This is a genomic window from Flavobacterium daejeonense DSM 17708, from assembly GCF_000425425.1.
Lineage (GTDB): Bacteria > Bacteroidota > Bacteroidia > Flavobacteriales > Flavobacteriaceae > Flavobacterium > Flavobacterium daejeonense.
Genome location: NZ_AUDK01000020.1, coordinates 59,856 through 83,626 on the forward strand (window position 1 = coordinate 59,856; position 23,771 = coordinate 83,626).

21 protein-coding genes and 1 tRNA gene are annotated in these 23,771 nt (G+C 36.2%); 15 read left to right on the forward strand and 7 right to left on the reverse strand.

Annotation, left to right across the window (positions count from 1 at the left end; genetic code table 11):
- Positions 1 to 31 precede the first annotated feature (31 nt).
- On the reverse strand, positions 32 to 844 hold the full coding sequence (locus tag H599_RS0113805; protein WP_026714675.1) for a hypothetical protein: 813 nt from the start codon (positions 842 to 844) through the stop codon (positions 32 to 34).
- Between the two features lie 139 nt (positions 845 to 983).
- Here H599_RS0113805 and gcvP point away from each other — a divergent pair, with 139 nt between their 5' ends.
- The 6 genes from gcvP (at position 984) to H599_RS0113835 (ending at position 8,441) form a co-directional block, all read left to right on the forward strand.
- Positions 984 to 3,833, forward strand: coding sequence for an aminomethyl-transferring glycine dehydrogenase (gene gcvP / locus H599_RS0113810; protein WP_026714676.1), 2,850 nt, complete (start codon positions 984 to 986; stop codon positions 3,831 to 3,833).
- Positions 3,834 to 4,074: 241 nt separating this feature from the next.
- Complete coding sequence (locus H599_RS0113815) at positions 4,075 to 5,133, forward strand: 3-oxoacyl-ACP synthase III family protein (protein ID WP_026714677.1); 1,059 nt, start codon at positions 4,075 to 4,077, stop codon at positions 5,131 to 5,133.
- Between the two features lie 259 nt (positions 5,134 to 5,392).
- On the forward strand, positions 5,393 to 5,920 hold the full coding sequence (locus tag H599_RS0113820; protein WP_026714678.1) for a methyltransferase: 528 nt from the start codon (positions 5,393 to 5,395) through the stop codon (positions 5,918 to 5,920).
- 80 nt (positions 5,921 to 6,000) lie between these two features.
- Positions 6,001 to 6,849 carry a glycosyltransferase gene (locus H599_RS0113825; protein WP_026714679.1) on the forward strand — a complete coding sequence of 283 codons (849 nt, stop codon included), beginning with the start codon at positions 6,001 to 6,003 and terminating at the stop codon, positions 6,847 to 6,849.
- Positions 6,850 to 6,930: 81 nt separating this feature from the next.
- Positions 6,931 to 7,680, forward strand: a complete 750-nt coding sequence (locus H599_RS0113830; protein ID WP_026714680.1) for an MlaE family ABC transporter permease — start codon at positions 6,931 to 6,933, stop codon at positions 7,678 to 7,680.
- A complete protein-coding gene (locus H599_RS0113835) occupies positions 7,677 to 8,441 on the forward strand; it encodes an ABC transporter ATP-binding protein (protein WP_026714681.1) in 765 nt (254 codons plus the stop codon). The genes H599_RS0113830 and H599_RS0113835 overlap by 4 nt, the downstream gene beginning before the upstream one ends.
- A 97-nt stretch (positions 8,442 to 8,538) precedes the next feature.
- Here the strand turns inward: H599_RS0113835 and H599_RS0113840 are convergent, their stop codons facing one another.
- The 3 genes from H599_RS0113840 to H599_RS0113850 form a co-directional block, all read right to left on the reverse strand.
- Complete coding sequence (locus H599_RS0113840) at positions 8,539 to 9,144, reverse strand: SprT-like domain-containing protein (RefSeq protein WP_026714682.1); 606 nt, start codon at positions 9,142 to 9,144, stop codon at positions 8,539 to 8,541.
- A 101-nt stretch (positions 9,145 to 9,245) separates the two neighbouring features.
- Positions 9,246 to 9,923 carry an SDR family NAD(P)-dependent oxidoreductase gene (locus H599_RS0113845; RefSeq protein ID WP_026714683.1) on the reverse strand — a complete coding sequence of 226 codons (678 nt, stop codon included), beginning with the start codon at positions 9,921 to 9,923 and terminating at the stop codon, positions 9,246 to 9,248.
- 49 nt (positions 9,924 to 9,972) lie between these two features.
- Positions 9,973 to 11,112 (reverse strand): acyl-CoA dehydrogenase family protein, encoded by a 1,140-nt coding sequence (locus H599_RS0113850; RefSeq protein WP_026714684.1) that lies wholly within the window; start codon positions 11,110 to 11,112, stop codon positions 9,973 to 9,975.
- Between the two features lie 173 nt (positions 11,113 to 11,285).
- Here H599_RS0113850 and H599_RS0113860 point away from each other — a divergent pair, with 173 nt between their 5' ends.
- From H599_RS0113860 to H599_RS0113895, 7 genes are all read left to right on the forward strand, one after another.
- Entirely contained in the window at positions 11,286 to 12,350 is a 1,065-nt protein-coding gene (locus H599_RS0113860; protein ID WP_026714685.1) for an anhydro-N-acetylmuramic acid kinase, read from the forward strand.
- Between the two features lie 96 nt (positions 12,351 to 12,446).
- On the forward strand, positions 12,447 to 13,151 hold the full coding sequence (locus H599_RS0113865) for a MotA/TolQ/ExbB proton channel family protein (protein WP_026714686.1): 705 nt from the start codon (positions 12,447 to 12,449) through the stop codon (positions 13,149 to 13,151).
- A 2-nt stretch (positions 13,152 to 13,153) separates the two neighbouring features.
- On the forward strand, positions 13,154 to 13,546 hold the full coding sequence (locus H599_RS0113870) for an ExbD/TolR family protein (protein WP_026714687.1): 393 nt from the start codon (positions 13,154 to 13,156) through the stop codon (positions 13,544 to 13,546).
- Between the two features lie 36 nt (positions 13,547 to 13,582).
- Positions 13,583 to 14,380: an energy transducer TonB family protein gene (locus tag H599_RS0113875; RefSeq protein WP_026714688.1), complete on the forward strand. Its 798-nt coding sequence runs from the start codon at positions 13,583 to 13,585 to the stop codon at positions 14,378 to 14,380.
- A 24-nt stretch (positions 14,381 to 14,404) separates the two neighbouring features.
- Positions 14,405 to 15,640 (forward strand): bifunctional folylpolyglutamate synthase/dihydrofolate synthase, encoded by a 1,236-nt coding sequence (locus tag H599_RS0113880; RefSeq protein ID WP_026714689.1) that lies wholly within the window; start codon positions 14,405 to 14,407, stop codon positions 15,638 to 15,640.
- Positions 15,641 to 15,758: 118 nt separating this feature from the next.
- Positions 15,759 to 16,556: a hypothetical protein gene (locus H599_RS19805; protein WP_155960786.1), complete on the forward strand. Its 798-nt coding sequence runs from the start codon at positions 15,759 to 15,761 to the stop codon at positions 16,554 to 16,556.
- Between the two features lie 201 nt (positions 16,557 to 16,757).
- Positions 16,758 to 16,835 (forward strand) — tRNA-Val (locus H599_RS0113895).
- Between the two features lie 35 nt (positions 16,836 to 16,870).
- On the opposite strand, the gene H599_RS0113900 is transcribed toward H599_RS0113895, so the two are convergent.
- The 3 genes from H599_RS0113900 to gldJ form a co-directional block, all read right to left on the reverse strand.
- Positions 16,871 to 18,427, reverse strand: a complete 1,557-nt coding sequence (locus H599_RS0113900) for a glycerol-3-phosphate dehydrogenase/oxidase (protein WP_026714690.1) — start codon at positions 18,425 to 18,427, stop codon at positions 16,871 to 16,873.
- 90 nt (positions 18,428 to 18,517) lie between these two features.
- Positions 18,518 to 19,804, reverse strand: coding sequence for a UDP-N-acetylmuramoyl-tripeptide--D-alanyl-D-alanine ligase (locus tag H599_RS0113905; protein WP_026714691.1), 1,287 nt, complete (start codon positions 19,802 to 19,804; stop codon positions 18,518 to 18,520).
- 65 nt (positions 19,805 to 19,869) lie between these two features.
- Positions 19,870 to 21,534 (reverse strand): gliding motility lipoprotein GldJ, encoded by a 1,665-nt coding sequence (gene gldJ / locus H599_RS0113910; RefSeq protein WP_026714692.1) that lies wholly within the window; start codon positions 21,532 to 21,534, stop codon positions 19,870 to 19,872.
- 427 nt (positions 21,535 to 21,961) lie between these two features.
- Here gldJ and porV point away from each other — a divergent pair, with 427 nt between their 5' ends.
- Together porV and cdd are read left to right on the forward strand one after the other, a co-directional pair.
- Positions 21,962 to 23,161, forward strand: coding sequence for a type IX secretion system outer membrane channel protein PorV (gene porV, locus H599_RS0113915; RefSeq protein WP_026714693.1), 1,200 nt, complete (start codon positions 21,962 to 21,964; stop codon positions 23,159 to 23,161).
- Positions 23,162 to 23,235: 74 nt separating this feature from the next.
- Positions 23,236 to 23,718, forward strand: coding sequence for a cytidine deaminase (gene cdd, locus H599_RS0113920; RefSeq protein WP_026714694.1), 483 nt, complete (start codon positions 23,236 to 23,238; stop codon positions 23,716 to 23,718).
- Positions 23,719 to 23,771: the final 53 nt, after the last annotated feature.

The window sequence follows — 23,771 nt, forward strand, 5'->3', positions numbered from 1 at the left end:
TTGGTGAATATATTCACCAAAATCGATATTTTTACAGCAAAACCACCATCAGCCACCACAAAATCGGAATGCTTTCAACCCAAAAAGAAGTGTAATATTTAGAACGGTTAGTATTCGAAAAAATTAAAAAAAGTGACAGCATTACAACCAGAACCAAATTGACTACCAACTGCTTTTGGATAAAATTTATTTTGAAAAACTCTAAAAAATAAAACGGAATTAGCAATAGCAATCCTAATAGTTTTGTTTGCTTAACTCCTATTTGTTGTGGAACGGTTTTCAAATGCGGATCATCATTAGCCAAATCGATGATTTCGAAAACCAAAATCAAATCAAAAACCAATATAAAACGCTGCACACATTTGATAAAAAAATCCTGACCTAAAGCATGATGCGCATTAACCAATGGCAACATCAAAGTGACTCCTACCCAACACAAGGCAACTATGTAAATTTTCACCCCTGCCCAATTGCGGGCGTTTCTGCGGTTTGGAAAAAAAGGAAGTGTGTACAACAAGGTAAGTATCAATACAGCTACAGCAACTATTTGAGTAACTAACTCCAATTGAAAGAAATAAAAACCTACCGCCAGAAGAGAAATAAAGCTCAAAAAAGCAATCAATTTTAACTCATTTCGCATCATTCTTTTTTTGGCTCTGGCCAAAGCATCGTATTTTACGAAATTATATCCTACAATTGTCCCAAAAAAAGCAAAAAAAGCAATGGATTCATCATAAGGTATTGCAAACATGTATTGTGTCATTCGCACCAACGCATAAACCGATAAAGCAACGTGAATGCTGGATTTTAGATAAAAATCAAAAAGGCTTTGAATACGAATCATCTAACAAATATAAATATTTAGGGGTAATATTTATTAATTTTTCATTGAACAAATAAAATGAATCCTAAAATACATTATTTTGATTAGAATTATACTTATTTTTGCGCCACTAAAAAACAGAAACTTTTTTTACAGTTAGATGAAAACAGATGCTTTTGCTTTAAGACACATTGGGCCAAGAGAAACTGACCTAGAACACATGTTCAAAACAATTGGTGTAAATGATATGAGCCAATTACTTTATGAAACGTTTCCGGACGGAATTCGTTTAAAAAATGATTTAATACTTGACCCGGCGATGACCGAATATGAATACACCAATCATATTCAGGAATTAGGCAAAAAAAATAAAGTTTTCAAATCATACATCGGTTTGGGATACCACCCAACGATTATACCGGCGGCTATTCAAAGAAACATTTTTGAAAACCCGGGATGGTACACGGCTTACACTCCTTATCAGGCAGAAATTGCTCAAGGTCGTTTAGAAGCGATTTTGAATTTCCAAACTATGGTGATTGAGTTAACCGGAATGGAAATCGCCAATGCTTCTTTATTAGATGAAGGTACTGCTGCTGCTGAAGCGATGGCTTTATTATTTGACGTTCGTTCTCGTGAGCAAAAGAAAAACAATATTTGTAAATTCTTCGTTTCTGAAGAAATTTTACCTCAAACATTATCCGTTTTACAAACGCGTTCTACTCCAATCGGAATTGAATTGGTCGTAGGTAACCACAAAACTTTTGATTTCTCAAATGAGTTCTTTGGAGCTATTTTACAATACCCTGGAAAATACGGACAGGTAAACGATTATACATCTTTTATCGCAAAAGCAAAAGAAAACGAAATTAAAGTGGCTTTTGCTGCCGATATTTTATCTTTAGCAACATTAACTTCTCCGGGAGAAATGGGAGCTGCAGTGGTTGTAGGCACCACACAACGTTTTGGTATTCCAATGGGATATGGAGGTCCACACGCGGCTTATTTTGCCACGAAAGAAGAATACAAACGTTCTATGCCGGGACGTATCATCGGTGTTTCTATCGATGCCAACGGAAACCGCGCCTTACGTATGGCTTTGGGAACTCGTGAACAACACATCAAACGTGAAAAAGCAACTTCAAACATTTGTACTGCTCAGGTATTATTGGCAGTTATGGCTGGTATGTACGCCGTTTATCACGGTCCAAAAGGATTAAAATATATCGCCAACAAAGTTCATGCTTCAGCGGTTACTACTGCTGATGCTTTAAACAAATTAGGCGTTTATCAAACCAATACCGCTTTCTTTGATACTATTTTAGTAAAAGCGGATGCTCAAAAAGTAAAAGCTGTTGCTGAAAGAAACGAAGTTAACTTCTTCTATGTAGACGCTGAAACGATTTCAATCTCATTGAACGAAACGACTTCTGTTGCTGATATCAACCAAATCATTGCGATTTTTGCAGAAGCGACAGGTAAAGAAGCTTTCACCGTTACTGAATTGTCAACTGCATCTCAATTACCAGCTTCTTTAGAGAGAATCTCTTCTTTCTTAACACATGAGGTCTTCAACAACCATCATTCTGAAAGCCAGTTGATGCGTTATATCAAAAAATTAGAGCGTAAAGATTTATCATTGAACCACTCGATGATTTCTTTAGGTTCTTGTACCATGAAATTGAATGCTGCTTCTGAAATGTTGCCATTATCCATGCCAAACTGGAACAGCATCCACCCATTTGCTCCAATTGAGCAAGCTGAAGGTTACATCACCATGCTTAAAAAATTAGAGCAACAATTAAATGTAATCACTGGATTTTCAGGTACAACTTTACAACCAAACTCAGGAGCCCAAGGAGAATACGCCGGTTTAATGGCTATTCGTGCTTACCATATGTCTCGTGGAGAAGGTTACCGCAATGTATGTTTAATTCCATCATCGGCACACGGAACTAACCCGGCTTCTGCAGCGATGGCAGGAATGAAAATTATCGTAACTAAAACCACTCCGGAAGGAAACATTGATGTAGAAGATTTAAGAGCTAAAGCTATCGAACACAAAGACGATTTGTCTTGCTTGATGGTCACTTACCCTTCTACACACGGCGTTTACGAATCGACAATTATCGAAATTACCAAATTAATCCACGAAAACGGAGGATTGGTTTATATGGACGGTGCTAATATGAACGCTCAGGTAGGTTTAACAAATCCTGCAACTATTGGTGCCGATGTTTGTCACCTGAACTTACACAAAACATTTGCAATTCCTCACGGAGGTGGCGGACCTGGTGTGGGACCAATTTGTGTAAATGAAAAATTAGTTCCGTTCTTACCTACCAACCCAATCTTAAATGTAGGCGGAGAGCAAGCCATTACAGCTATTTCTTCTGCACCTTACGGATCAGCTTTAGTTTGTCTAATTTCTTACGGTTACATCACGATGATGGGAGCTGAAGGATTAAGAAGCGCAACAGAGCATGCTATCCTGAATGCTAACTACATGAAATCACGTTTTGAAGGACACTACCCTATTCTTTATACAGGAGAATGCGGAAGAGCAGCTCACGAAATGATCTTAGATTGCCGCGCATTTAAAGAAAACGGAATTGAAGTGGGTGATATCGCTAAACGTTTAATGGATTACGGTTTCCACGCACCAACAGTTTCTTTCCCGGTAGCCGGAACGTTGATGATTGAACCAACAGAATCTGAAGATTTAGCAGAATTAGACCGTTTCTGTGATGCTTTAATCGCTATCCGTCAAGAAATTGAAACTACTTCTGCTGACGATAAAAACAACGTCTTGAAAAATGCGCCGCACACTTTAGCCATGTTAACGGCAAACACTTGGGATTTCCCATATTCTCGTGAAACGGCTGCTTATCCATTAGATTATATTGCAGAAAACAAATTCTGGCCATCTGTTCGTCGTGTTGACGATGCTTACGGAGACAGAAATTTAGTTTGTTCTTGTGCGCCAATTGAAGCATATATGGAAAGCTAATTAACACAAAATATTCATTTAAAATGCCTCGGTTTATCGGGGTATTTTTTTGCCCAACAAATCTCGAAAAGCCTAAATATTTAATTATTAAAAAACTTTCTGTAATTAAAAATTAAAGCAGACTGAATTTAATTTTCTTAAAAAAATATCAGTATTTTTGCCAATTGCATAGCATTTAGTATTTTTCAACCGATTGATGAAATACGAACCTATTGCCGCCCTTTTTAACAGAACTAATCTAATGAAAATAAAGATAACCGGAACAGGGAGTTACATACCCGAAAGAGTAATTTCAGACAAATACTTTGAACTTCATCAATTTTTAAACGACGATGGAACTCCCATCAAACAATCGAATGAAGTTATCATTAAAAAATTCAAAGCAATAACAGGAATCGAAGAAAGACGCTATTCGGAAAGTCATCATAACACTTCTGATTTAGCTTTTCTGGCTTCACAAAAAGCAATCGAAAGCAGCGGAATTGATCCAGAAACGTTAGATTATATCATTTTTGCACACAACTTTGGTGATGTAAAATTTGGAAGCAATCAATCGGATATGATTCCAAGTTTAGCCAGCCGTGTGAAACATAAATTAGGAATTAAAAATCCTAAATGCGTGGCTTACGACCTTATCTTTGGATGTCCGGGCTGGGTTGAAGGTGTATTGCAGGCCAATGCTTTTATCAAATCAGGAATGGCAAAAAAATGCCTGGTAATTGGTGCCGAAACGCTATCGAGAGTTGTTGACGATCACGACCGCGATTCGATGATTTATTCTGACGGAGCCGGAGCCACTGTTATCGAAGCTTCGGATGACGAAACCGGAATGCTTTCTTATGAAACAGCTTCTTTCACGGAAGAGGAAGTTGGCTTTTTATTCAACGGAAAATCCTATCATCCGGGCTTGGACCAAAACATTAACTACATCAAAATGTACGGTCGAAAAATTTACGAATTTGCTTTAAGTAACGTTCCTTTAGCCATGAAAGAATGTTTAGACAAAAGCGGTATTTCGATAGATGAAGTCAAAAAAATCCTGATTCATCAGGCAAATGAAAAAATGGACGAAGCTATCGTGGATCGTTTTTACAAATTATACGACAAAGAAGCTCCTGCCGACATTATGCCTATGAGTATTCATGATTTAGGAAACAGCAGTGTGGCAACCGTCCCTACGCTGTTTGATTTAATCCTGAATGGTCAGATTGAAAATCACGAAATCAACAAAGGAGACATTCTTATTTTTGCTTCTGTAGGGGCAGGAATGAACATCAACGCTTTTGTGTACAGATACTAATTTTTTCAGAATCTAAAATACAAATCCGCAACCTAAACTATTTTTAAGTTGCGGATTTTTTATGTTAATCAGAAACGAAATGTAAAATATTCAACCGCAAATTCGCAAATTATTTCAGTCTCTGGCTATTTTATAATTTGCGAATTTGCGGTATAAAAAATACTAAAGAAGCAATATATCTTTGTACATTTGCAAACAAATTTTTGGACAAATATTAAACATAAACGAACGAAAAATTGCTTCGTTCTCAGCAATAACTATGTACGAAAAAACATTTCCTAATAAACGATTCAAACACACCTTAGATTTTTTAAAAAAACACGTTTCAACTTCTGAAACCATTTTTGACTTAGGAGTTCCAAATCCGTTTTCCAAAATCATGCAGGAGAATGGTTATCAGGTAAAAAACACTGGCGGAGAAGATTTAGACAAAGACCAATCGACTTTACAAAAGGAAACTTACGAGGTTTTTACCGCTTTTGAAATTTTCGAACATTTATTGAATCCGTACACCGTTTTAGAAAATGTAAAATGCGATAAATTGGTCATTTCAATTCCGCTACGCTTATGGTTTTCTCCGGCATATAAAAGCAAAACTGACATGTGGGATCGCCATTATCACGAATTTGAAGATTGGCAATTGGATTGGCTTTTAGAAAAAACAGGCTGGAAAATTACCGCCAGAGAAAAATTCACCCATCCGGTAAAGAAATTTGGTTTCCGACCTTTATTGCGTTATTTCACTCCAAGATATTACATTGTTTTTGCTGAGAGATTGAAAGATTAAATAATTGAATGTTTTAAAAATTACCACAAATTATGTTATTGAAATCAACAATTCATAATTTATAATTCATAGTTATTAAAATGAACTACTACCTGGTTATTCCTGCGCACAACGAAGAAGAATTTATTGCTTTAACCTTAGAATCTCTGGCTTCACAAACACTTTTACCTAAAAAAGTAGTCATTGTAAACGATAATTCGACGGACAAAACGGCCGAAATTGTTCAGGCTTTCGCCAAAGAAAATTCGTTTATTTCTTTAGTCGAAAAAAAATCAAGTGCGATTCATTTACCGGGAAGCAAAGTAATTCAGGCCTTTCAAACCGGTTTTGAAACTTTGGATGATGATTATGATGTGATTGTAAAACTGGATGCCGATTTAATTTTTCCAACGAATTATTTCGAAACCATCACCAAACATTTTCAATCCGATGAACGCATTGGGATGGTTGGCGGATTTTGCTATATTGAAAAAAACGGCGAATGGGTTTTAGAAAACCTAACCGATAAAGATCATATTCGCGGCGCTTTGAAAGCTTATCGAAAAGAAACTTTCAAGCAAATTGGTGGTTTGCGTCCACAAATGGGTTGGGACACTGTTGACGAATTGTTATGCAAATTTTACAATTGGAAAGTTGTTACCGATGCCTCTTTGAAAGTAAAACATTTAAAACCTACCGGAGCTAACTACAATAAAACAGCGCGTTACAAGCAGGGAGAAGCTTTTTACACCTTAGGTTACGGATTTTGGATTACTACCATTGCTTCAGCAAAACTGGCAATGATGAAGAAAAAACCATTCTTATTTTTTGATTACATCAAAGGTTTTTTAAAGGCAAAATCAGAACAAAAACCGTTGTTAGTCAATGACGAACAGGCAAAATTCATTCGTCAATATCGCTTAAAAAAAATGAAAGAAAAGTTATTTTGATTATTTGACTACTTGAAAAAGCAGCAACTCATACCCCAAAACTCATAACTTATAACTATTTTTGACATTATTCAACAAACTATGATGCTCATTCGATATTTATCCCAAATAGGAAGATACTTTTTAATGCTCAAAGAGATTTTTAGCAAACAGACCAAATGGTCGATGATGCGAAATCTTATCTTTAAAGAAATTGACGATTTAATCATTGGTTCACTTGGAATTGTTGCTTTTATTTCCTTTTTCGTGGGCGGGGTTGTTTCCATTCAAACAGCATTAAACCTTACCAATCCTTTGATTCCAAAATACCTTATCGGATTTGCCACACGTCAATCGGTTATTTTGGAATTTGCACCAACATTTATTTCGGTAATTATGGCGGGAAAAATGGGATCTTTTATCACTTCCAGTATCGGAACCATGCGCGTAACCGAACAAATTGACGCTTTGGAAGTAATGGGAGTTAACTCTTTAAATTACTTGGTTTTCCCGAAAATTATCGCTTTGCTATTGTATCCGTTTGTTATTGGAATCAGTATGTTTTTGGGTATTTTTGGAGGATGGCTTGCCGGAGTTTACGGCGGATTTACTACCAGTACCGACTTTGTTACCGGTGCACAAATGCAATTTATCCCGTTTCATATTACCTATGCTTTTATCAAAACCTTCATATTCGCCATGCTTTTGGCTACTATTCCGTCATTTCACGGCTATTATATGAAAGGCGGTGCACTTGAAGTAGGTAAAGCCAGTACTGTTTCCTTTGTCTGGACCTCGGTTTCCATTATTCTTTTCAATTATATATTAACACAGTTATTATTAGGCTCATGATAGAAGTTAAAGATATTGAAAAATCATTTGGCGAAAGTAAAATTCTGAAAGGAGTCAGCACTGTTTTCGAAACCGGAAAGACTAACCTGATTATTGGTCAAAGTGGTTCCGGAAAAACGGTATTATTAAAAAGTTTGTTAGGAATTCACCAGCCTGAAGTGGGTACTATTTCTTTTGACGGACGTATTTATTCCGACTTAAGCGACGAAGAAAAAAGAGATTTACGTACCGAAATTGGGATGGTATTCCAGGGAAGCGCCTTATTCGACTCGATGAGTGTGGCCGAAAATGTGGCTTTTCCATTAAAAATGTTTACTAACAAAAGTAAATCGGAAATTAACGACCGGGTTGATTTTGTTTTAAAAAGAGTAAATCTAATCGATGCTCATAACAAATTACCTTCTGAAATTTCAGGAGGAATGCAAAAACGTGTGGCTATTGCCCGCGCTATTGTGAACAACCCAAAATATTTATTTTGTGACGAACCCAACTCGGGACTGGATCCAAACACTTCCATCCTGATTGACAACCTGATTAAAGAAATCACCGAAGAATACAATATTACCACCGTAATCAACACGCACGATATGAACTCGGTGATGGAAATTGGCGAAAAAATTCTTTTCCTAAAAAACGGAGTAAAAGCTTGGGAAGGCAATAAAGAAGAAATCTTTAGAACTGATAACGAAGCCGTAGTTGCCTTTGTGTATTCTTCTAACTTATTCAAAAAAGTGAGAGAAGCCCATTTGAAAGGCTATTAACACACGACTTTTCAAAATAAAATCCCAAATTCCAATTACTTCGACAAGCTCAGTGTGACAATTGGAATTTAGGATTTCTTTTTTAGAAGTTTTATTTTTAATTGGAAGTTTTAATCAACTCCACCTCAGCATTTGGATTAAACAAATACAATCGTCCGGAACTGATTTCCAGGCATTCAAAACGTTTGGTTCGAACGGCTATTTTCTTAAAAATCTTTCCGTTTTTAATCCGAAAAACACTGCCGTAGGGAATTTCGAAAACATAATTTTTATCGTTTTGTTTATCAAATTGTTTCAAAGCTAATGACAAAGTTGTATCGGTATCGCTGCTGGCACTTGGATTTCTAAAATGTCTTGCTAACAATGGTAATAATTGATTAGGGAAAATTTCAGGTCTAATGTAAGGAACCATCAATTGCTGGAAAACATACTTCCATTCGTTACCATGCGGTTTTATATTCCGACCAAATTTTTCAAAAGCCACTAAATGAGCAATCTCATGAATGAGCGTAATCAAAAAGCGGTATTTATTCAAACTTCCGTTCACAGTGATTTCGTGCTTGCCATTCACCGCTTTTCTATAATCACCATGACGGGTTGCTCGCTCGTTAACAATTTTTAAATGTACCCTGTTTTCTACAATCAACTCAAAAGCGGGTTTGACTGCATGATCAGGTAGGTATTTTGCTAAAGTATCGCTCAATTTAAAAAGTTATGAGTTGTCTGTTATGGGTTATGCGTTTTCTTTGAAATGATAATTATGCTCGAACAATTTATAATTTACAACTAATAATTCATAATTATCTACGGATTTGTCGTTGAAACCTGTAATACTTTTCCGTTGAAATATTTATTTCCGTTCAATGTAAAATCAAAAATATAATTAGCCATGCCTTCCGCCGAAATTGACGCCTGATAACCCGGAAAAGCTTCTTCTAACATTTCTGTCTGAACTGCTCCAAGTGCTAAAACATTAAAAGCAATACTGTGTTCTTTGTACTCTTCGGCTAATAATTCCGAAAGTGTAATCACAGCTCCTTTACTGGAACTATAAGCGGCAAGACCTGCAAATTTCAAACTTCCCTGAACGCCTCCCATAGAACTGATAGTAACCACATGACTTCCTTTTTGCAAAAATGGAATACAAATACGAGTCAAATTTGCAACCCCAAAAACATTGACTTTATATACATTTTCAAAATCAGTTTGAGTTAAATTTTCGAAAGGTTTACAAATTAGACTTCCTGCATTATGAACCACAGCATCTACTTTTTTCCAAGTGGAAGAAAGAAATTGTTCCACTTGCGCTAAATCGGATTCGTTTGCTAAATCTACTGAAAGACAAGTAATATTTTTATTAGCAATTAATTCCTGAGGTGTTTTTCTCGAAATGGCCAAAACCTGATGGCCTGCATTGGCGAACTTTAAAGCCAATTCAAATCCGATTCCTCTGCTGGTTCCTGTGATAATAATTTTCTTCATGGAACAAAAATAAACAAAAGCAAGAGAAATGTTCTTATCAATTTCGGGATTAAACCGTTAAACTTCTCGAAATTACAATTTTTTGGATTTCAGAAGTTCCTTCGTAAATCTGTGTAATTTTAGCATCCCGCATCATGCGTTCCACATGATATTCGGAAACATAACCGTTTCCACCGTGAATTTGAACCGCTTCAACCGTCACATCCATAGCGGTTTGGGAAGCAAATAATTTTGCCATCGCACCAGATTGTGTGATATCCATACCGGCATCTTTTTCAGAAGCCGCTTTTAAACACAGCATTTTTGCGGCCATAATTTGAGTAGCCATATCCGCCAGTTTAAAAGCAATTGCCTGATGTTGAAAAATTTCTTTCCCAAAAGACTGACGTACATGGCTATATTTTAATGCCAATTCATAAGCTCCAGTTGCAATACCTAATGCCTGAGATGCAATCCCAATCCGACCGCCGTTTAAAACTGCCATGGCAAAATGAAAGCCAAAACCATCCTCTCCAATTCGGTTTTCTTTTGGCACTTTGACATCATTAAATAGCAAAGAATGCGTATCTGAACCCCGAATTCCCATTTTTTTTTCTTTAGGACCAATGGTAAAACCTTCCCAGCCTTTTTCTACCAAAAATGCATTGATTCCTTTGTGTCCTTTTTCAGGATTCGTTTGTGCCATTACAATATAAGTTGAAGCTGTTGAACCGTTAGTAATCCAGTTTTTTGTTCCGTTTAACAAATAATAATCACCTTTATCAATGGCAGTGGTTTTTTGGGAAGTCGCATCCGAACCGGCATTAGGCTCCGAAAGACAAAAAGCACCAATAATATCGCCTTTGGCCAAAGGCACTAAATATTTTTGCTTTTGTGCTTCATTGCAATATTTTTCTAAACCGGCACAAACCAATGAATTATTAACCGACATAATCACCGCCGCCGAAGCATCAACCTTAGCAATTTCAGTCATTACTAAAACATAAGAAACCGTATCCATACCCGAACCGCCATATTTAGAATCGACCATCATCCCTAAAAAACCCAATTCAGCCATTTTTTTTACCTGTTCGGTTGGAAATTTAGCCAATTCGTCTCTTTCGACAACTCCCGGAAGCAATTCGGTTTGAGCAAAATCTCTTGCTGCCTCCTGGATCATTTTTTGTTCTTCGGTCAAATTAAAATCCATAATTCTATTAATTTGTAAATTCAATTTTCATTTTGAATTAAAAACTGAATTTGGGTTCAAAAATAGTTCAATATTCAATACCTAATTTTCGGTTATTGATTTTGTGTTTTCTAAATTTACTTACTTTTATTTTAAAAAAACAATTTAGGCTTTTAATATTTTTCAGCTTATACATGAAACAAAATTTTTACAATGTAATTGGTGTGATGTCAGGGACTTCACTTGATGGGGTGGATTTAGCTCAGATTCAATTCGAAATAAAAAAAGAACAGTGGCATTTTAAAATTTTGGAATGTGAAACGGTTCCTTACAGCCCGGAATGGATAACACAATTAAAAATAGCTGTTGGTTTTTCTAAAAAAGAATTAGAAATTCTAAATCAAAACTACACCCAACTTCTTTCGAAAATCATCTCCGATTTTATTGAGAAACATCAAATCACGAACTTAGATGCCGTTTGTTCGCATGGGCATACTATTTTGCACCAGCCACAAAACGGTTTTACACTTCAAATTGGAAATCTGCCGGAAATAGCCACTTTAACCCAACAAAAAATAGTTTGCGACTTCAGAGTTCAGGATGTACAACTAGGCGGACAAGGCGCTCCTTTGGTTCCTATTGGCGACCGAATTTTATTTTCTAACTACGATTACTGCCTGAATTTAGGGGGATTTTCGAATATTTCTTTCGAAGAAAATAATCAAAGAATTGCTTTTGATATTTCTCCGGTCAACACCGTCTTGAATTTTTACGCCAATCAATTAGGCTTGAATTATGACGATAAAGGTACGATTTCCGCTTCCGGAAAGATTCATGTTCCGTTATTTGAAAAACTAAACCAATTGGATTTTTACCAACTCAAGCATCCAAAATCGCTTGGATTTGAATTTGTCAAAGAAATTATTTTACCATTAACAGACAATTTCCCAATTCCCATTGAAGACAAACTCTGCACTTTTACGGAACACATTGCTTTACAAACCGCTTTAGCCTTATCAATTAAAAAAGGAAATATGCTAATTTCCGGCGGTGGCGCATACAATGTCTTTTTAATTTCCCGAATTCAGCATTATTTGCCCGAAATGAAAATTGTAATTCCCGAAAAGAAAATTCTGGAATTCAAGGAGGCGCTCATTTTTGCATTACTCGGTATTTTAAAATTAAGAAATGAAATCAATACTTTGAGCAGCGTCACCGGAGCCCAAAAAGACCATAGCGCCGGAGTAATTTATCCTTAAAGAAGAAAAATTAACAACTATTTGTTTCAAATTTTATCCCATAGAATCGCAATTTTTATAATATCTTAGCGTTTCAATAAACAAAGAAAAAATTATATGAGTATATTGTTACAAGCAGACACCCTGTCTGTTGCAGGCGAAAACTTAGCCGAAGCCGTTCCAGTTGAAAAAACCTTATCTATTATGGAGCTCCTAACCAGCGGAGGATTAGCAGGTCAAATCATTATGGTTGCCTTATTTTTAATGCTCTTTGTTGCTTTATATCTTTATTTTGAGCGTTTGATGGCCATCAACGCAGCCTCAAAAATTGATTTGAATTTCATGGGATTGGTAAAAGACAATATCAAAAACGGCCGTATTGACAGCGCTAAAATGGCTTGTGCTCACTCACAATCTCCGGTAGCCCGATTGATTGAAAAAGGAATTTCCAGAATTGGAAAACCTTTAAGTGACATCAATACAGCTATTGAAAACGCCGGAAAATTGGAAATAAATAAATTAGAAAAAAATGTCAGCATGCTGGCTACAATTTCAGGAGCAGGACCAATGACCGGTTTCTTAGGAACAGTTGTAGGTATGATTCAGGCTTTCCACAAAATGGCTACCGGAGGTGGTCAGATTGAAGTTGGCGCACTTTCTGAAGGTATTTACACAGCCATGACCACTACCGTTGTCGGACTGGTAATTGGGATTATTGCTTATGTAGGCTACAACCATCTGGTAGTAAAAACCGACAAAGTAGTTCACCAAATGGAAGCCAATGCAGTTGACTTTTTAGACTTATTAAACGATCCGGCATAATTATGAATTTAAGAGGAAGAAATAAAGTTAGCGCTGATTTCAATATGTCGTCCATGACGGATATTGTTTTTCTGTTATTGATATTTTTCATGTTAACCTCCACGATGGTTACTACTAATGCCTTGGATTTAGTATTACCAAAAGCCAAAGGCAAAACCGACAGCAACAAAAACATTGCGGTAAGTATCAATAAAAAACTGGAATATTTTATTGATAAAGAAGCCGTTCCGGAGAGCGAATTGGAATCTAAATTACTGGCAATTGTTGAAGCTGATAAAAACAAAGCAATCATTCTAAGAGCCGAGGAAGGTGTACCAATTGAAAAAGCCGTAGGCGTTTTAGACATTGCAAACAGAAATCAAATTAAAGTTGTTTTAGCCGTAAGACCTAAATAATTCCTGCCGACTTTCAAAAAAACAGTGTTATTCTACATGAAATATTTAGAAACAGAAGAAGAAAAAAAATCATTTGCTATCACAACGGTTATCTTTGTGATACTTTTTATTTTGTTCTTATATTTAGGCCTTACCTCTTTAGATCCGCCACCCGAAAACGGAATTGCCATTAACTTTGGCACAACCGAATTTGGCAGTGGCAATATTCAGCCTACAGAAGCCATCCAATCGGCACCAAAACCTACAACTTCCAAACAGGCAACAGCAAGCAATGACGATGTATTATCACAAGACATTGAAGAGGCTGTTGTAATGAAACAGTCCAAAAAAATTCAGCCTAAAAAAGACATCGCCAAAGAAGCAGTAAAGGAAAAACCGAAAGAAAATCCAAAACCTTCAAAAAGTACAACCGACGCTTTATCAAGTTTGATAAACGGACCAAAATCTGATGGAAAAGCTAAAGGCGGCGAAGGTGACGACGACAAACCAGGAGACAAAGGAAGCTTGAACGGAAACCCTTACGCCAACACCTATTATGGTTCAGGTAGTGGAAGCGGAAGTGGAACTGGCTGGGGCCTGAACGGAAGAAAAATTAGCAGCAGAGGAAAAGAAGTACAAAAATGTAACGAATCCGGGACCGTTGTAGTTCAAATTACCGTAAACCAAAACGGAAACGTTATTGCCGCAAAATACACTAAAGGAACAACCAATACTAATCCTTGCCTGATTGAACCGGCATTGGCTACAGCCAGAAAATACAAATGGCAGCCCGACCCTAATGCTCCGGAAGCTCAAATTGGTTTTATTACCGTTAATTTCAAATTAGGAGAATAATTTTGAAACAATTTTGAAATAAAAATGAATTATCAAGAAACTACTATCTGGATGTTTAACCAACTTCCTATGTACCAACATCAGGGTGCTTCGGCTTACAAAAAAGACCTGATAAACATCCAATTACTAATTAAACATCTTGATAATCCGCATCAAAATTTAAAATTTATTCACGTAGCCGGAACTAACGGCAAAGGTTCTACTTCTCACATGCTCGCCTCTATTTTAAAAGAAGCAGGTTACAAAGTAGGATTATACACTTCGCCGCATTTAAGAGATTACAGAGAACGCATTAAAATCATCAGCCCGGAATCTTCCGAAGAAATCAGTGAAGACTTTGTGTGTGAATTCATTGAGTCCAATAAATCTTTTTTTGAATCAAACGCTATTAGTTTTTTCGAAATGAGCGTCGGATTGGCTTATGCCTATTTTGCCAAAGAAAAAGTAGATATTGCCATTATCGAAGTTGGCATGGGCGGACGACTTGACGCCACTAATATCATCACTCCGTTAGTATCAGTAATCACGAATATCGGTTTCGACCATACGCAATTTTTAGGAAATACTTTGGGAGCCATCGCTGCCGAAAAGGCCGGAATCATCAAAGCAAATATTCCGGTTGTTATTGGCGAATATACCACAGAAACAAAAAATGTTTTTTTGGTCAAAGCCAATGAAAACGATACTGAAATTTATTTTGCTTCCGATTTAATTCAGGAAAATCCCGCTTCTGATTTAATAGGAGATTATCAAATTCACAATAAAAAAACTGTTTTACAAACTATCAGGGTTTTAAACACGCAAAGTGATTTTAAAATTAGTCCGGATAATATAAATTCAGGTTTACTGAATGTGGTAAAAAACACCAAACTCATGGGCAGATGGCAACAATTAGCCGATAAACCTAAAACCATTTGCGATACAGCTCATAACAAAAACGGACTTGAAATTGTTTTAAATCAAATTCAAAAAGAAAAATTCAATCAATTACACCTTGTTTTAGGTGTAGTCAACGACAAGGATTTAAACGAAATTTTACCTTTATTCCCTAAAAACGCGATTTATTATTTCTGCAAACCTAATTTGCCGCGCGGTCTTGAAGCAACAATTTTGCAATCAAAAGCGTCCGATTTTGACTTAAAAGGAAACACCTTTGATTCGGTTTCAAAAGCTTATGCCGCAGCTAAAAATTCAGCTCAGGAAGACGATTTTATTTACTTGGGCGGAAGCACATTTGTTGTTGCCGAAATACTTAGTTAAGCAGCCTTCTCACTTTTATTCTGTTTTTTTTCAAAAAAGCAAAAAAACCATAAGACTCTGATATTTAAAGTGTTAAATTTATACATTATAAAATTAACCCTTAAATACAAAATTTATCATGAAAAAGAACAGAATTTTAGTATTTGGATCGTTAATCATTTTAACCCTCCTGATGAGCTTAAAAACACAAGCTCAAGAAGAACCTCAAACTGTTTACATCACCCTTACAACTATGCATCGAAATCTGGATGCTGACAAAAAAGAGTGGATGAAAGCTGAACAGGAATTTTTTAATAAAGTTACCAGTAAAAATGAGCTGATAATAGGCTCAGATGTCCTCACCCATTATTTTACTGAAAACAGCTCAGAGATTTTGCATGTTACAGCGTATAAATCCTGGGAAGATATTGAAAAAGCTGAAAAAATAACTAACGACTTAATCATGAAAGCCTGGCCTGAAGAAAAAGACAGAAAAGCGTTTTTTGAAAAATACCGAAGCTTTTACACACCAATGCATTCTGACGAAATCTACGTTTCGGTACTTGAACCTAAAATGTTAGAAAATCCACCTAAAGACCCTATGGTAGTTTACGTTAGAAAATCGCAAATGGCTTCCCGAAAACTAAGCAACGGACTAAAAGAATACAATGATAAAATAACTTTCAAAAATCCTTTTATCAAAGCTTATTATCCGCAACGCCATTATTGGGGTTCAGACAGCAGAGATTTTGTAGAAGCTTTTTTCTTTAACTCATTAGCTGATTTGGAAAAATCACATGATAAGGAAGAAGAGTTAATCAAAACAGCCTGGCCCAAAGAAGAAGATCGAAAACATTTTTTTGATAATTTAAAAACATCTTTTACCGGAATTCATGGAGATTATATTTACTTAAACGTCCCTTCACTTGCTAAATAACAAGGCAAACAGCCTTAAACTTTAAAATTTATAGCAATTTGAGTTTAAGGCTGTATTCTCCAGCCAACACAACACACTATATTCCAAGCACATAAAAATTAATTCGAGAAAAAATTAAAAATAATTCGAAATAAATTTTGCAAAACTCTAAAAACAATATATATTTGCACTCGCAATCGGCAATGATAGCAAAACAAAATAGGGCGATTAGCTCAGCTGGTTCAGAGCACCTCGTTTACACCGAGGGGGTCGGGGGTTCGAACCCCTCATCGCCCACCAAAAACTCCTTAAGCAATTAAGGAGTTTTTTTATACCTAAACCGAAACCATATAGCCCTGAGTCAATTTCCGAAAAGCAATTACTTGCTCTCGTTCCCACAACTCATCTTTAAACAATAAAGGAGCCATAATTTGAGCTACAACAGGCGCCGCTTCCATAGCCGCTTTGGCATCCAAAAAAAGCAATCGGATTCGTCTGGCTAAAACATCTTCCACCGTTAAAGCCATTTCTTCTTTGACAGTCCAAACCACCTCGGCTTTTGTATAAGGATATTCCGGATGAATTTTTTCCGCCAAAGTCACATCTTCCCTCATCATTTTTTCAATCAACAATTCGTCCGAACCATATATTCCAAGATGTGAATTAGATTTTTTACTAACAAAACCATGAATTTTCAAACGCTTTGTTTGACACGGAACAAATGACAAATCAGCGATCTTGACCGCCTTATTGATAGTTTGCTCAGCCATTTTTCGATAAGTCGTCCACTTTCCACCGGAAATATCCACAACACCCGAAGGAAATACTTTCAAACTATGTTCTCTTGACAACACAGCCGTTTTTTGTTTAGAGCCTGATTTAACCAAAGGTCGTAAACCCGCAAAAACAGAATTTATATCCGCGTATTTGATTTTAACTTTAGAATAGAAATTAAAATGATTTACTATAAAATCTACTTCTTCTTTCAAAGGTTTAGGTTCTAAATCCACTTGCTGCATTGGCGTATCAGTTGTCCCTAAAAGCAACTTATCATGCCAGGGAACCACAAACAACACTCTCCCATCCGAAGTTTTAGGAATTAGCATTGCAGAAAAATTTTCAAAATAAGATTTATTCAAAACCAAATGAATCCCCTGAGAAGGAGCAATTGTTTCCTCAGCATGTCCTTCGGATTTTTGCAGCAAAGTATCTGAAAAAACACCTGTTGCATTAATCACAACCTTCGTTTTTACTTCATACAACTGTCCCGACAATACATCTTTCATCACCAAGCTTACGACTTTGTTTCCCTTTTTAACAAAATCAACAACCTGACAATAATTCAAAACCAAAGCTCCTTGCCCGGCAGCTGTTTGCGCTAAATTCACAGCCAAACGACTATCATCAAACTGCCCGTCGTAATACAAAACTCCGCCTTTTAAATTCGTCGTATCCAAGCCCGGCAAATACGCTATTGTTTCATTTTTAGAAAGTATTCTGGTTTTTCCGAGACTAAATTTGCCTGACAAAAACTCATACAACCACAACCCGAAACCATAAAAAAACTTATCCCAATAATGATAAACCGGAACTACAAAAGGCAATTTATGACAAACATGAGGCGCATTTCTCAATAAACGACCACGCTCCAACAAAGCCTCCCGAACCAAATGGATATTTCCCTGTTGCAAATAACGAACACCTCCGTGAATCAATTTCGTTGACCTGCTTGAAGTTCCTTTCGCAAAATCACATTGCTCCAAAAGCAAGGTTTTATAACCACGACTGGCTGCATCTACCGCACAACCCAAACCGGTAGCTCCTCCACCAATTATTACTATTTCGAATCCGGAGTTTTCACGAAGTTGCTCCAACTTCTTTTCTCTAATCATAAAAAAACTTTAGACTTATAGCCACATAATTACAGCTACAAATCTAAAGTTAACTTATTCCAACGGAAAACTATCTTTTGTTCCGTTTTTTTATTTTATATAATCCAAGGTTCGCTCTAAAGCCATTCCCCTGGAACCTTTTATCAATATCATATTATTCTCAAATTTCATCTCTTTTAATCTTTCCGCAAAAGATTCAAAACTGTCGTAGAAATAAAAATTACTTTCCTCCTGTTTGCATTCAAAAAATGCTTTTCCAACAAAATAGCACTGAGCTTCCTTTTCATTTTGCAAAGAATCCACCAAAGCACTATGTTCTTTACAACTCTCCTCCCCTAACTCAAACATATCCCCTAAAATCATTATTTTATTGGATTTTTCAAGCTGAATGAAATTCGTAATCGCCACTGCCATACTACTTGGATTTGCATTATAAGCATCCAGAATAATTTCATTAGTTCCTTTAAGCAAAATTTGCGATCTGTTATTAGCCGGAACATAACTCTCCAAGGCTTCTTTGATAGCCAACGAGTCTACTTTAAAATATTTTCCGATTGTCAGCGCTGCATTCACATTATTTGCATTATACAAACCAATCAAATGCGTTTCAACATCAAATGATTCGAAACTAATCTCTACAAAAGGATTAGCTTTAATATTCGAAACCACAATATCAGCATTCGTTTTATCGATACCAAAAGAATAATATTTTAAAACTTTTGATTTCTCCAGCTGAATCGGATCTTCCAGATTAATAAAAGCCAATTTATCGTTTTGCAAAAGATATTGATACATTTCACTTTTTCCTTCAATTACTCCCTGAACACCTCCAAAACCTTCCAGATGCGCTTTCCCAAAATTGGTGATATATCCATAATCCGGTTGCGCAATTTCACAAAGAAATTTAATTTCTTTTTTGTGATTAGCTCCCATCTCCACAATACCAATTTCAGTATCTTTATCAAATGACAATAAAGTCAATGGAACTCCAATATGATTATTCAGATTCCCAACAGTCGCTTTTGTCTTATATTTTTTTGCTAAAACTACATTAATTAACTCTTTGGTAGTTGTTTTTCCGTTACTACCGGTTAGCGCCACAATAGGCAATTTTAAATAATTTCGATGAAATTTTGCCAATTCCTGCAAAGCCGTCAAACTATCTTCCACCAAAATAGTCCGTTCATCAATATAATACGTTTTATTATCAATAATAACAAATGAAGCCCCTTTTTCTAAAGCTTCAGCAGCAAAAGTATTAGCATCAAAACGTTCCCCTTTAATCGCAACAAAAAATGAACCTTTTTCTATTTTTCGGGTATCAATCGAAACCCCTGTAGATTTTAAAAATAAACTATGAATGTAAGCAATATCCATATAAAAATGATTTAAAAAAACAAAAGCCCTAATGAAAGGGCTTTTATCTGTTATGTGTTGAAAAATTAATTTCTTGGTGTTTTTCTCTTATCTGATTTCGAACCTACTCTTGACATCGCACATCTGAAACCAATGTAATCAGTTGCCATATCCTGAGGGAAGTACCTTCTTTGAGCCGGATCTAACCAATACGCTCTGTCTCTCCAGGAACCTCCTTTATAAACTCTGATTTTATCATTTATCAAAGTAGTTCGCTTACTTGACCTGTCGTATTTTCTAACCATTTTACCCAAACTGTCCGTGGTAACATTATGAACAGGGGAGTTATACATTTTTTCGATTTCTTTTTGCTTCGCATCATCTGAGTCAGAAGAACCAAAATCATAATATCTAGAAGACTGCTTATCCCCGTCTCTGTAATTGATATTATTACTCTTATCGAAATTTTGTCTCAAATAAGTTTCTTTTTCATCAACAGGAACCTGAGCAATTTGACCCGGGAAATTTCTGGCAATAACTTTACCATTACTTAACGTATCATATTTCATATTTTCAGCAGTAATCAACTCAACTTTACCATCAGCACCGATTTTATTTTTATAATAAACGTTACCCCTGAAATAGTTAAAATCATTAGCTTCATTATCTACAATTGGTCTGTAAACATCCGCAACCCATTCAGCAACGTTACCTGCCATATCATACAATCCAAAATCATTTGGCGCATACGATTTTACAGCATTTGTAATATCCGCTCCGTCATCTGACCAACCGGCGATTCCACCATAATCACCGTTACCTTGTTTAAAGTTAGCTAATTGATCTCCACGGTTTTGTCTTTTTCCGGAACGGGTATATTCACCAGACCAAGGATATTTTTTCTGTCCTTTATAAATATTATATTCTCTTTGTCCTACATCAGCTGCTGCTGCATATTCCCATTCTGCTTCTGTTGGAAGTCGGTATTCCGGCATAATAATTCCGGACGAACGTTGTGCATATACATTTTTTTGTTCTTGTACATTTCCGTCTTTACCTTTCACTGCTCTCCCTTTCGGTCTTTGCAAAACAATTTCTTCACTTCCGCCACGGGCAGTAGATGGCGACATTAAATAAGCTTCCGTACTAAATGCGTTATCTGCTGTAACATCCTCTGTTTTGGCATTCTTTTTCAAATAGCCATTTTGCTCTAAAACAGCCTCATTCACACGATCCGTTCTCCATTTAGCAAAATCAACAGCCTGAATCCAGTTTACACCAACCACAGGATATTCAGCATAAGCCGGATGTCTCAAATAGTTATTAGTCATGGTTTCATTATACCCTAATCGATTTCTCCAAACAAGAGTATCCGGCACAACACCATCATAAATATCTTTATAATCATCCGGAGGGAAAACTGCCTTAACCCAATCCAGGTATTCTAAATACATAAAATTAGTTACCTCAGTCTCATCCATGTAAAAAGACTGAACGTGTTGTTGCGTTGGGCTATTATTCCAATCGTGCATTACATCATCCTGAACTTTACCCATGGTAAAAGTTCCTCCTTCTACAAAAACTAAACCAGGCCCTGCTTCTTGTTTTTTAGCAGCTTTCTTACTATCTACATTCCAACCAGTTGCCCGTGACGCACTCTTAGAACTGGACTTCTTACTACAACTAGCAAATCCTATCATCATTACTAATGACAACAGCAATCGGAAAACTACATTTTTACTTACTTTCATATTATTTTAAAATGGTGATTTTGGGTGGTGCAATATAATAATTAAGGATTAATCTACAATAGTATTTTTAATTATTACAACCTCTTTTCCCACTAAACTTTAACGCAAATTTATACTTTTTATTATTTATTAGCACACTTAACGCTTTTTTTTTAACCTTTTACACTTTTTATTAAATTTCTCATTACTTTCTCTTTACCAAAACTACAATTCACCATTTTTTTACACCAAAAAAAGCGAATAATTAAATACCCCTTTAGCACAATATTAATCAGAATTAATAGTTATAATTAATCAGAATCTTAACACTAAGCCCAAGATAAAACACAAAAAACAACACTTATCCAACACTAACGACATTCAAAGAGAAAAACTTGCAACTTTTTAATAAAACACTATATTTGTTGAATCAATTTTCCACTAACCAATGAAAAAAACTATACTCTTAACCCTCTCCTTGTTTTCTTTCTCACTAATACAAGCACAACAAGAGAGACCAATTACAACAGCAGTTCCTTTTCTTACTGTTGCTGCTGATGCCAGAGCTGCCGGTATGGCCGATATAGGAGTTGCCACTTCTGCCGATGCTTTTTCACAACAATGGAATCCTGCCAAATACGCTTTCGCCTTATACAAACAGGGAGCAAGTGCCAGTTACACCCCTTACCTTACCGGCCTTGCCAATGATATTTCCTTAGGACAGATCACTTATTACAATAAAATTTCCGACCGAAGTGCCTTTGCCGGAAGCATACGTTATTTTGGTTTTGGAGATATTGAATTACGCGACACAGGAAATCCTGACGAAATTCCAAGAACCGTTTCACCCAATGAATTCGCAATTGACGGATCTTATTCTCTTAAATTAAGTGAAAGATTTTCGATGGCCGTTGGCGCCCGTTTTATTCACTCCAATTTAAAAGTTGCCGTTAATAATAATGACGCAACAGCCGCGAGCACCTTTGCCATTGACGTAGCCGGATTCTACCAATCAGAAGAGATTGCATACAACAGCTTTAACGGAAGATGGAGAGCCGGGTTCAACCTCCAAAACTTAGGTCCTAAAATCAGTTATGACAATGACGAGATAAGTTCGAACTTCATACCAGCCAACTTAAAACTTGGAGGTGGTTTCGACTTCATTTTAGACGATTATAACAAATTAGGTGTAAATCTCGAATTAAACAAATTATTAGTTCCAACTCCTAAAGTAGGTTATAACAATGGCACTTATTCAGGAAAAGACATGAATGGAGACGGAACCGTTGACGAAACTGACTACGACTTAGCCTACAACGACTACCGTAAAACAGGCTGGGTTTCCGGTCTTTTCAAATCTCTAGGCGATGCTCCTGACGGGTTCAAAGAAGAACTAAAAGAAGTCATGTACTCAGTTGGTGCCGAATATTCTTATCAAGATGCTTTCGCGATGCGATTAGGATACCACCATGAGAACATCAGTAAAAGCGGATTAAGATATTTTTCTTTAGGAGCCGGATTCAAATATACTTCTGTAAAAGTTGATGTTTCCTATTTATTTTCTGCTTCAAAAATCCCAAATCCTTTAGAAAACACACTTCGTTTTTCTCTAACTTTTAATTTTGGCGACAAATACGAAGAATATTAATAACAAATAAACAGACAATATCAAATCCAAATTTCTACCTGATGAAATTTGGATTTTTTTTACCTTTAAATAAAATGGAAGAAATTATCATAACCCACAAATTCTCCATCTTCAACAACACAGAAGAACTACCAGAGGAAATTCAGAAATTATTCAAAAAAGCCATTGCAGCACAAAAAAACGCCTATGCTCCTTATTCTAAATTCAGAGTTGGAGTTGCAATTGCATTGGACAACGGCGAAATTATTTTGGGAACCAATCAGGAAAATGCAGCTTACCCATCCGGACTTTGCGCCGAAAGAGTCGCTTTGTATCAGGCTGCATCAAATTTTCCGCAAGCAAAAATTCAATCCATTGTTATAACCGCCAGTTCTGAGAAAGTCAATACTGCTTCCCCTATAACACCTTGCGGCTCCTGCCGACAATCCATAGCTGAATACGAAGCAAAACAAGAAAGTCCGATTGCAATTTATTTCATGGGAGAAATAGGCAAAATTTACAAATCGGAATCTTTAAAAAACCTGCTCCCTTTAATATTTAACAAAAAACTGCTCTAATAAAACTAAAAATTAGCTTTATAATTTTAGTTCTTAATTGGAATGTCCTATTT

Coding starts and splice junctions, on each gene's coding strand:
- H599_RS0113805 (WP_026714675.1), bottom strand. CDS start 844: ATGATTCGTATTCAAAGCCTTTTTGATTTTTATCTAAAATCCAGCATT.
- gcvP (WP_026714676.1), top strand. CDS start 984: ATGAAAACAGATGCTTTTGCTTTAAGACACATTGGGCCAAGAGAAACT.
- H599_RS0113815 (WP_026714677.1), top strand. CDS start 4,075: ATGAAAATAAAGATAACCGGAACAGGGAGTTACATACCCGAAAGAGTA.
- H599_RS0113820 (WP_026714678.1), top strand. CDS start 5,393: ATGTACGAAAAAACATTTCCTAATAAACGATTCAAACACACCTTAGAT.
- H599_RS0113825 (WP_026714679.1), top strand. CDS start 6,001: ATGAACTACTACCTGGTTATTCCTGCGCACAACGAAGAAGAATTTATT.
- H599_RS0113830 (WP_026714680.1), top strand. CDS start 6,931: ATGATGCTCATTCGATATTTATCCCAAATAGGAAGATACTTTTTAATG.
- H599_RS0113835 (WP_026714681.1), top strand. CDS start 7,677: ATGATAGAAGTTAAAGATATTGAAAAATCATTTGGCGAAAGTAAAATT.
- H599_RS0113845 (WP_026714683.1), bottom strand. CDS start 9,923: ATGAAGAAAATTATTATCACAGGAACCAGCAGAGGAATCGGATTTGAA.
- H599_RS0113850 (WP_026714684.1), bottom strand. CDS start 11,112: ATGGATTTTAATTTGACCGAAGAACAAAAAATGATCCAGGAGGCAGCA.
- H599_RS0113860 (WP_026714685.1), top strand. CDS start 11,286: ATGAAACAAAATTTTTACAATGTAATTGGTGTGATGTCAGGGACTTCA.
- H599_RS0113865 (WP_026714686.1), top strand. CDS start 12,447: ATGAGTATATTGTTACAAGCAGACACCCTGTCTGTTGCAGGCGAAAAC.
- H599_RS0113870 (WP_026714687.1), top strand. CDS start 13,154: ATGAATTTAAGAGGAAGAAATAAAGTTAGCGCTGATTTCAATATGTCG.
- H599_RS0113875 (WP_026714688.1), top strand. CDS start 13,583: ATGAAATATTTAGAAACAGAAGAAGAAAAAAAATCATTTGCTATCACA.
- H599_RS0113880 (WP_026714689.1), top strand. CDS start 14,405: ATGAATTATCAAGAAACTACTATCTGGATGTTTAACCAACTTCCTATG.
- H599_RS19805 (WP_155960786.1), top strand. CDS start 15,759: ATGAAAAAGAACAGAATTTTAGTATTTGGATCGTTAATCATTTTAACC.
- H599_RS0113900 (WP_026714690.1), bottom strand. CDS start 18,427: ATGATTAGAGAAAAGAAGTTGGAGCAACTTCGTGAAAACTCCGGATTC.
- H599_RS0113905 (WP_026714691.1), bottom strand. CDS start 19,804: ATGGATATTGCTTACATTCATAGTTTATTTTTAAAATCTACAGGGGTT.
- gldJ (WP_026714692.1), bottom strand. CDS start 21,534: ATGAAAGTAAGTAAAAATGTAGTTTTCCGATTGCTGTTGTCATTAGTA.
- porV (WP_026714693.1), top strand. CDS start 21,962: ATGAAAAAAACTATACTCTTAACCCTCTCCTTGTTTTCTTTCTCACTA.
- cdd (WP_026714694.1), top strand. CDS start 23,236: ATGGAAGAAATTATCATAACCCACAAATTCTCCATCTTCAACAACACA.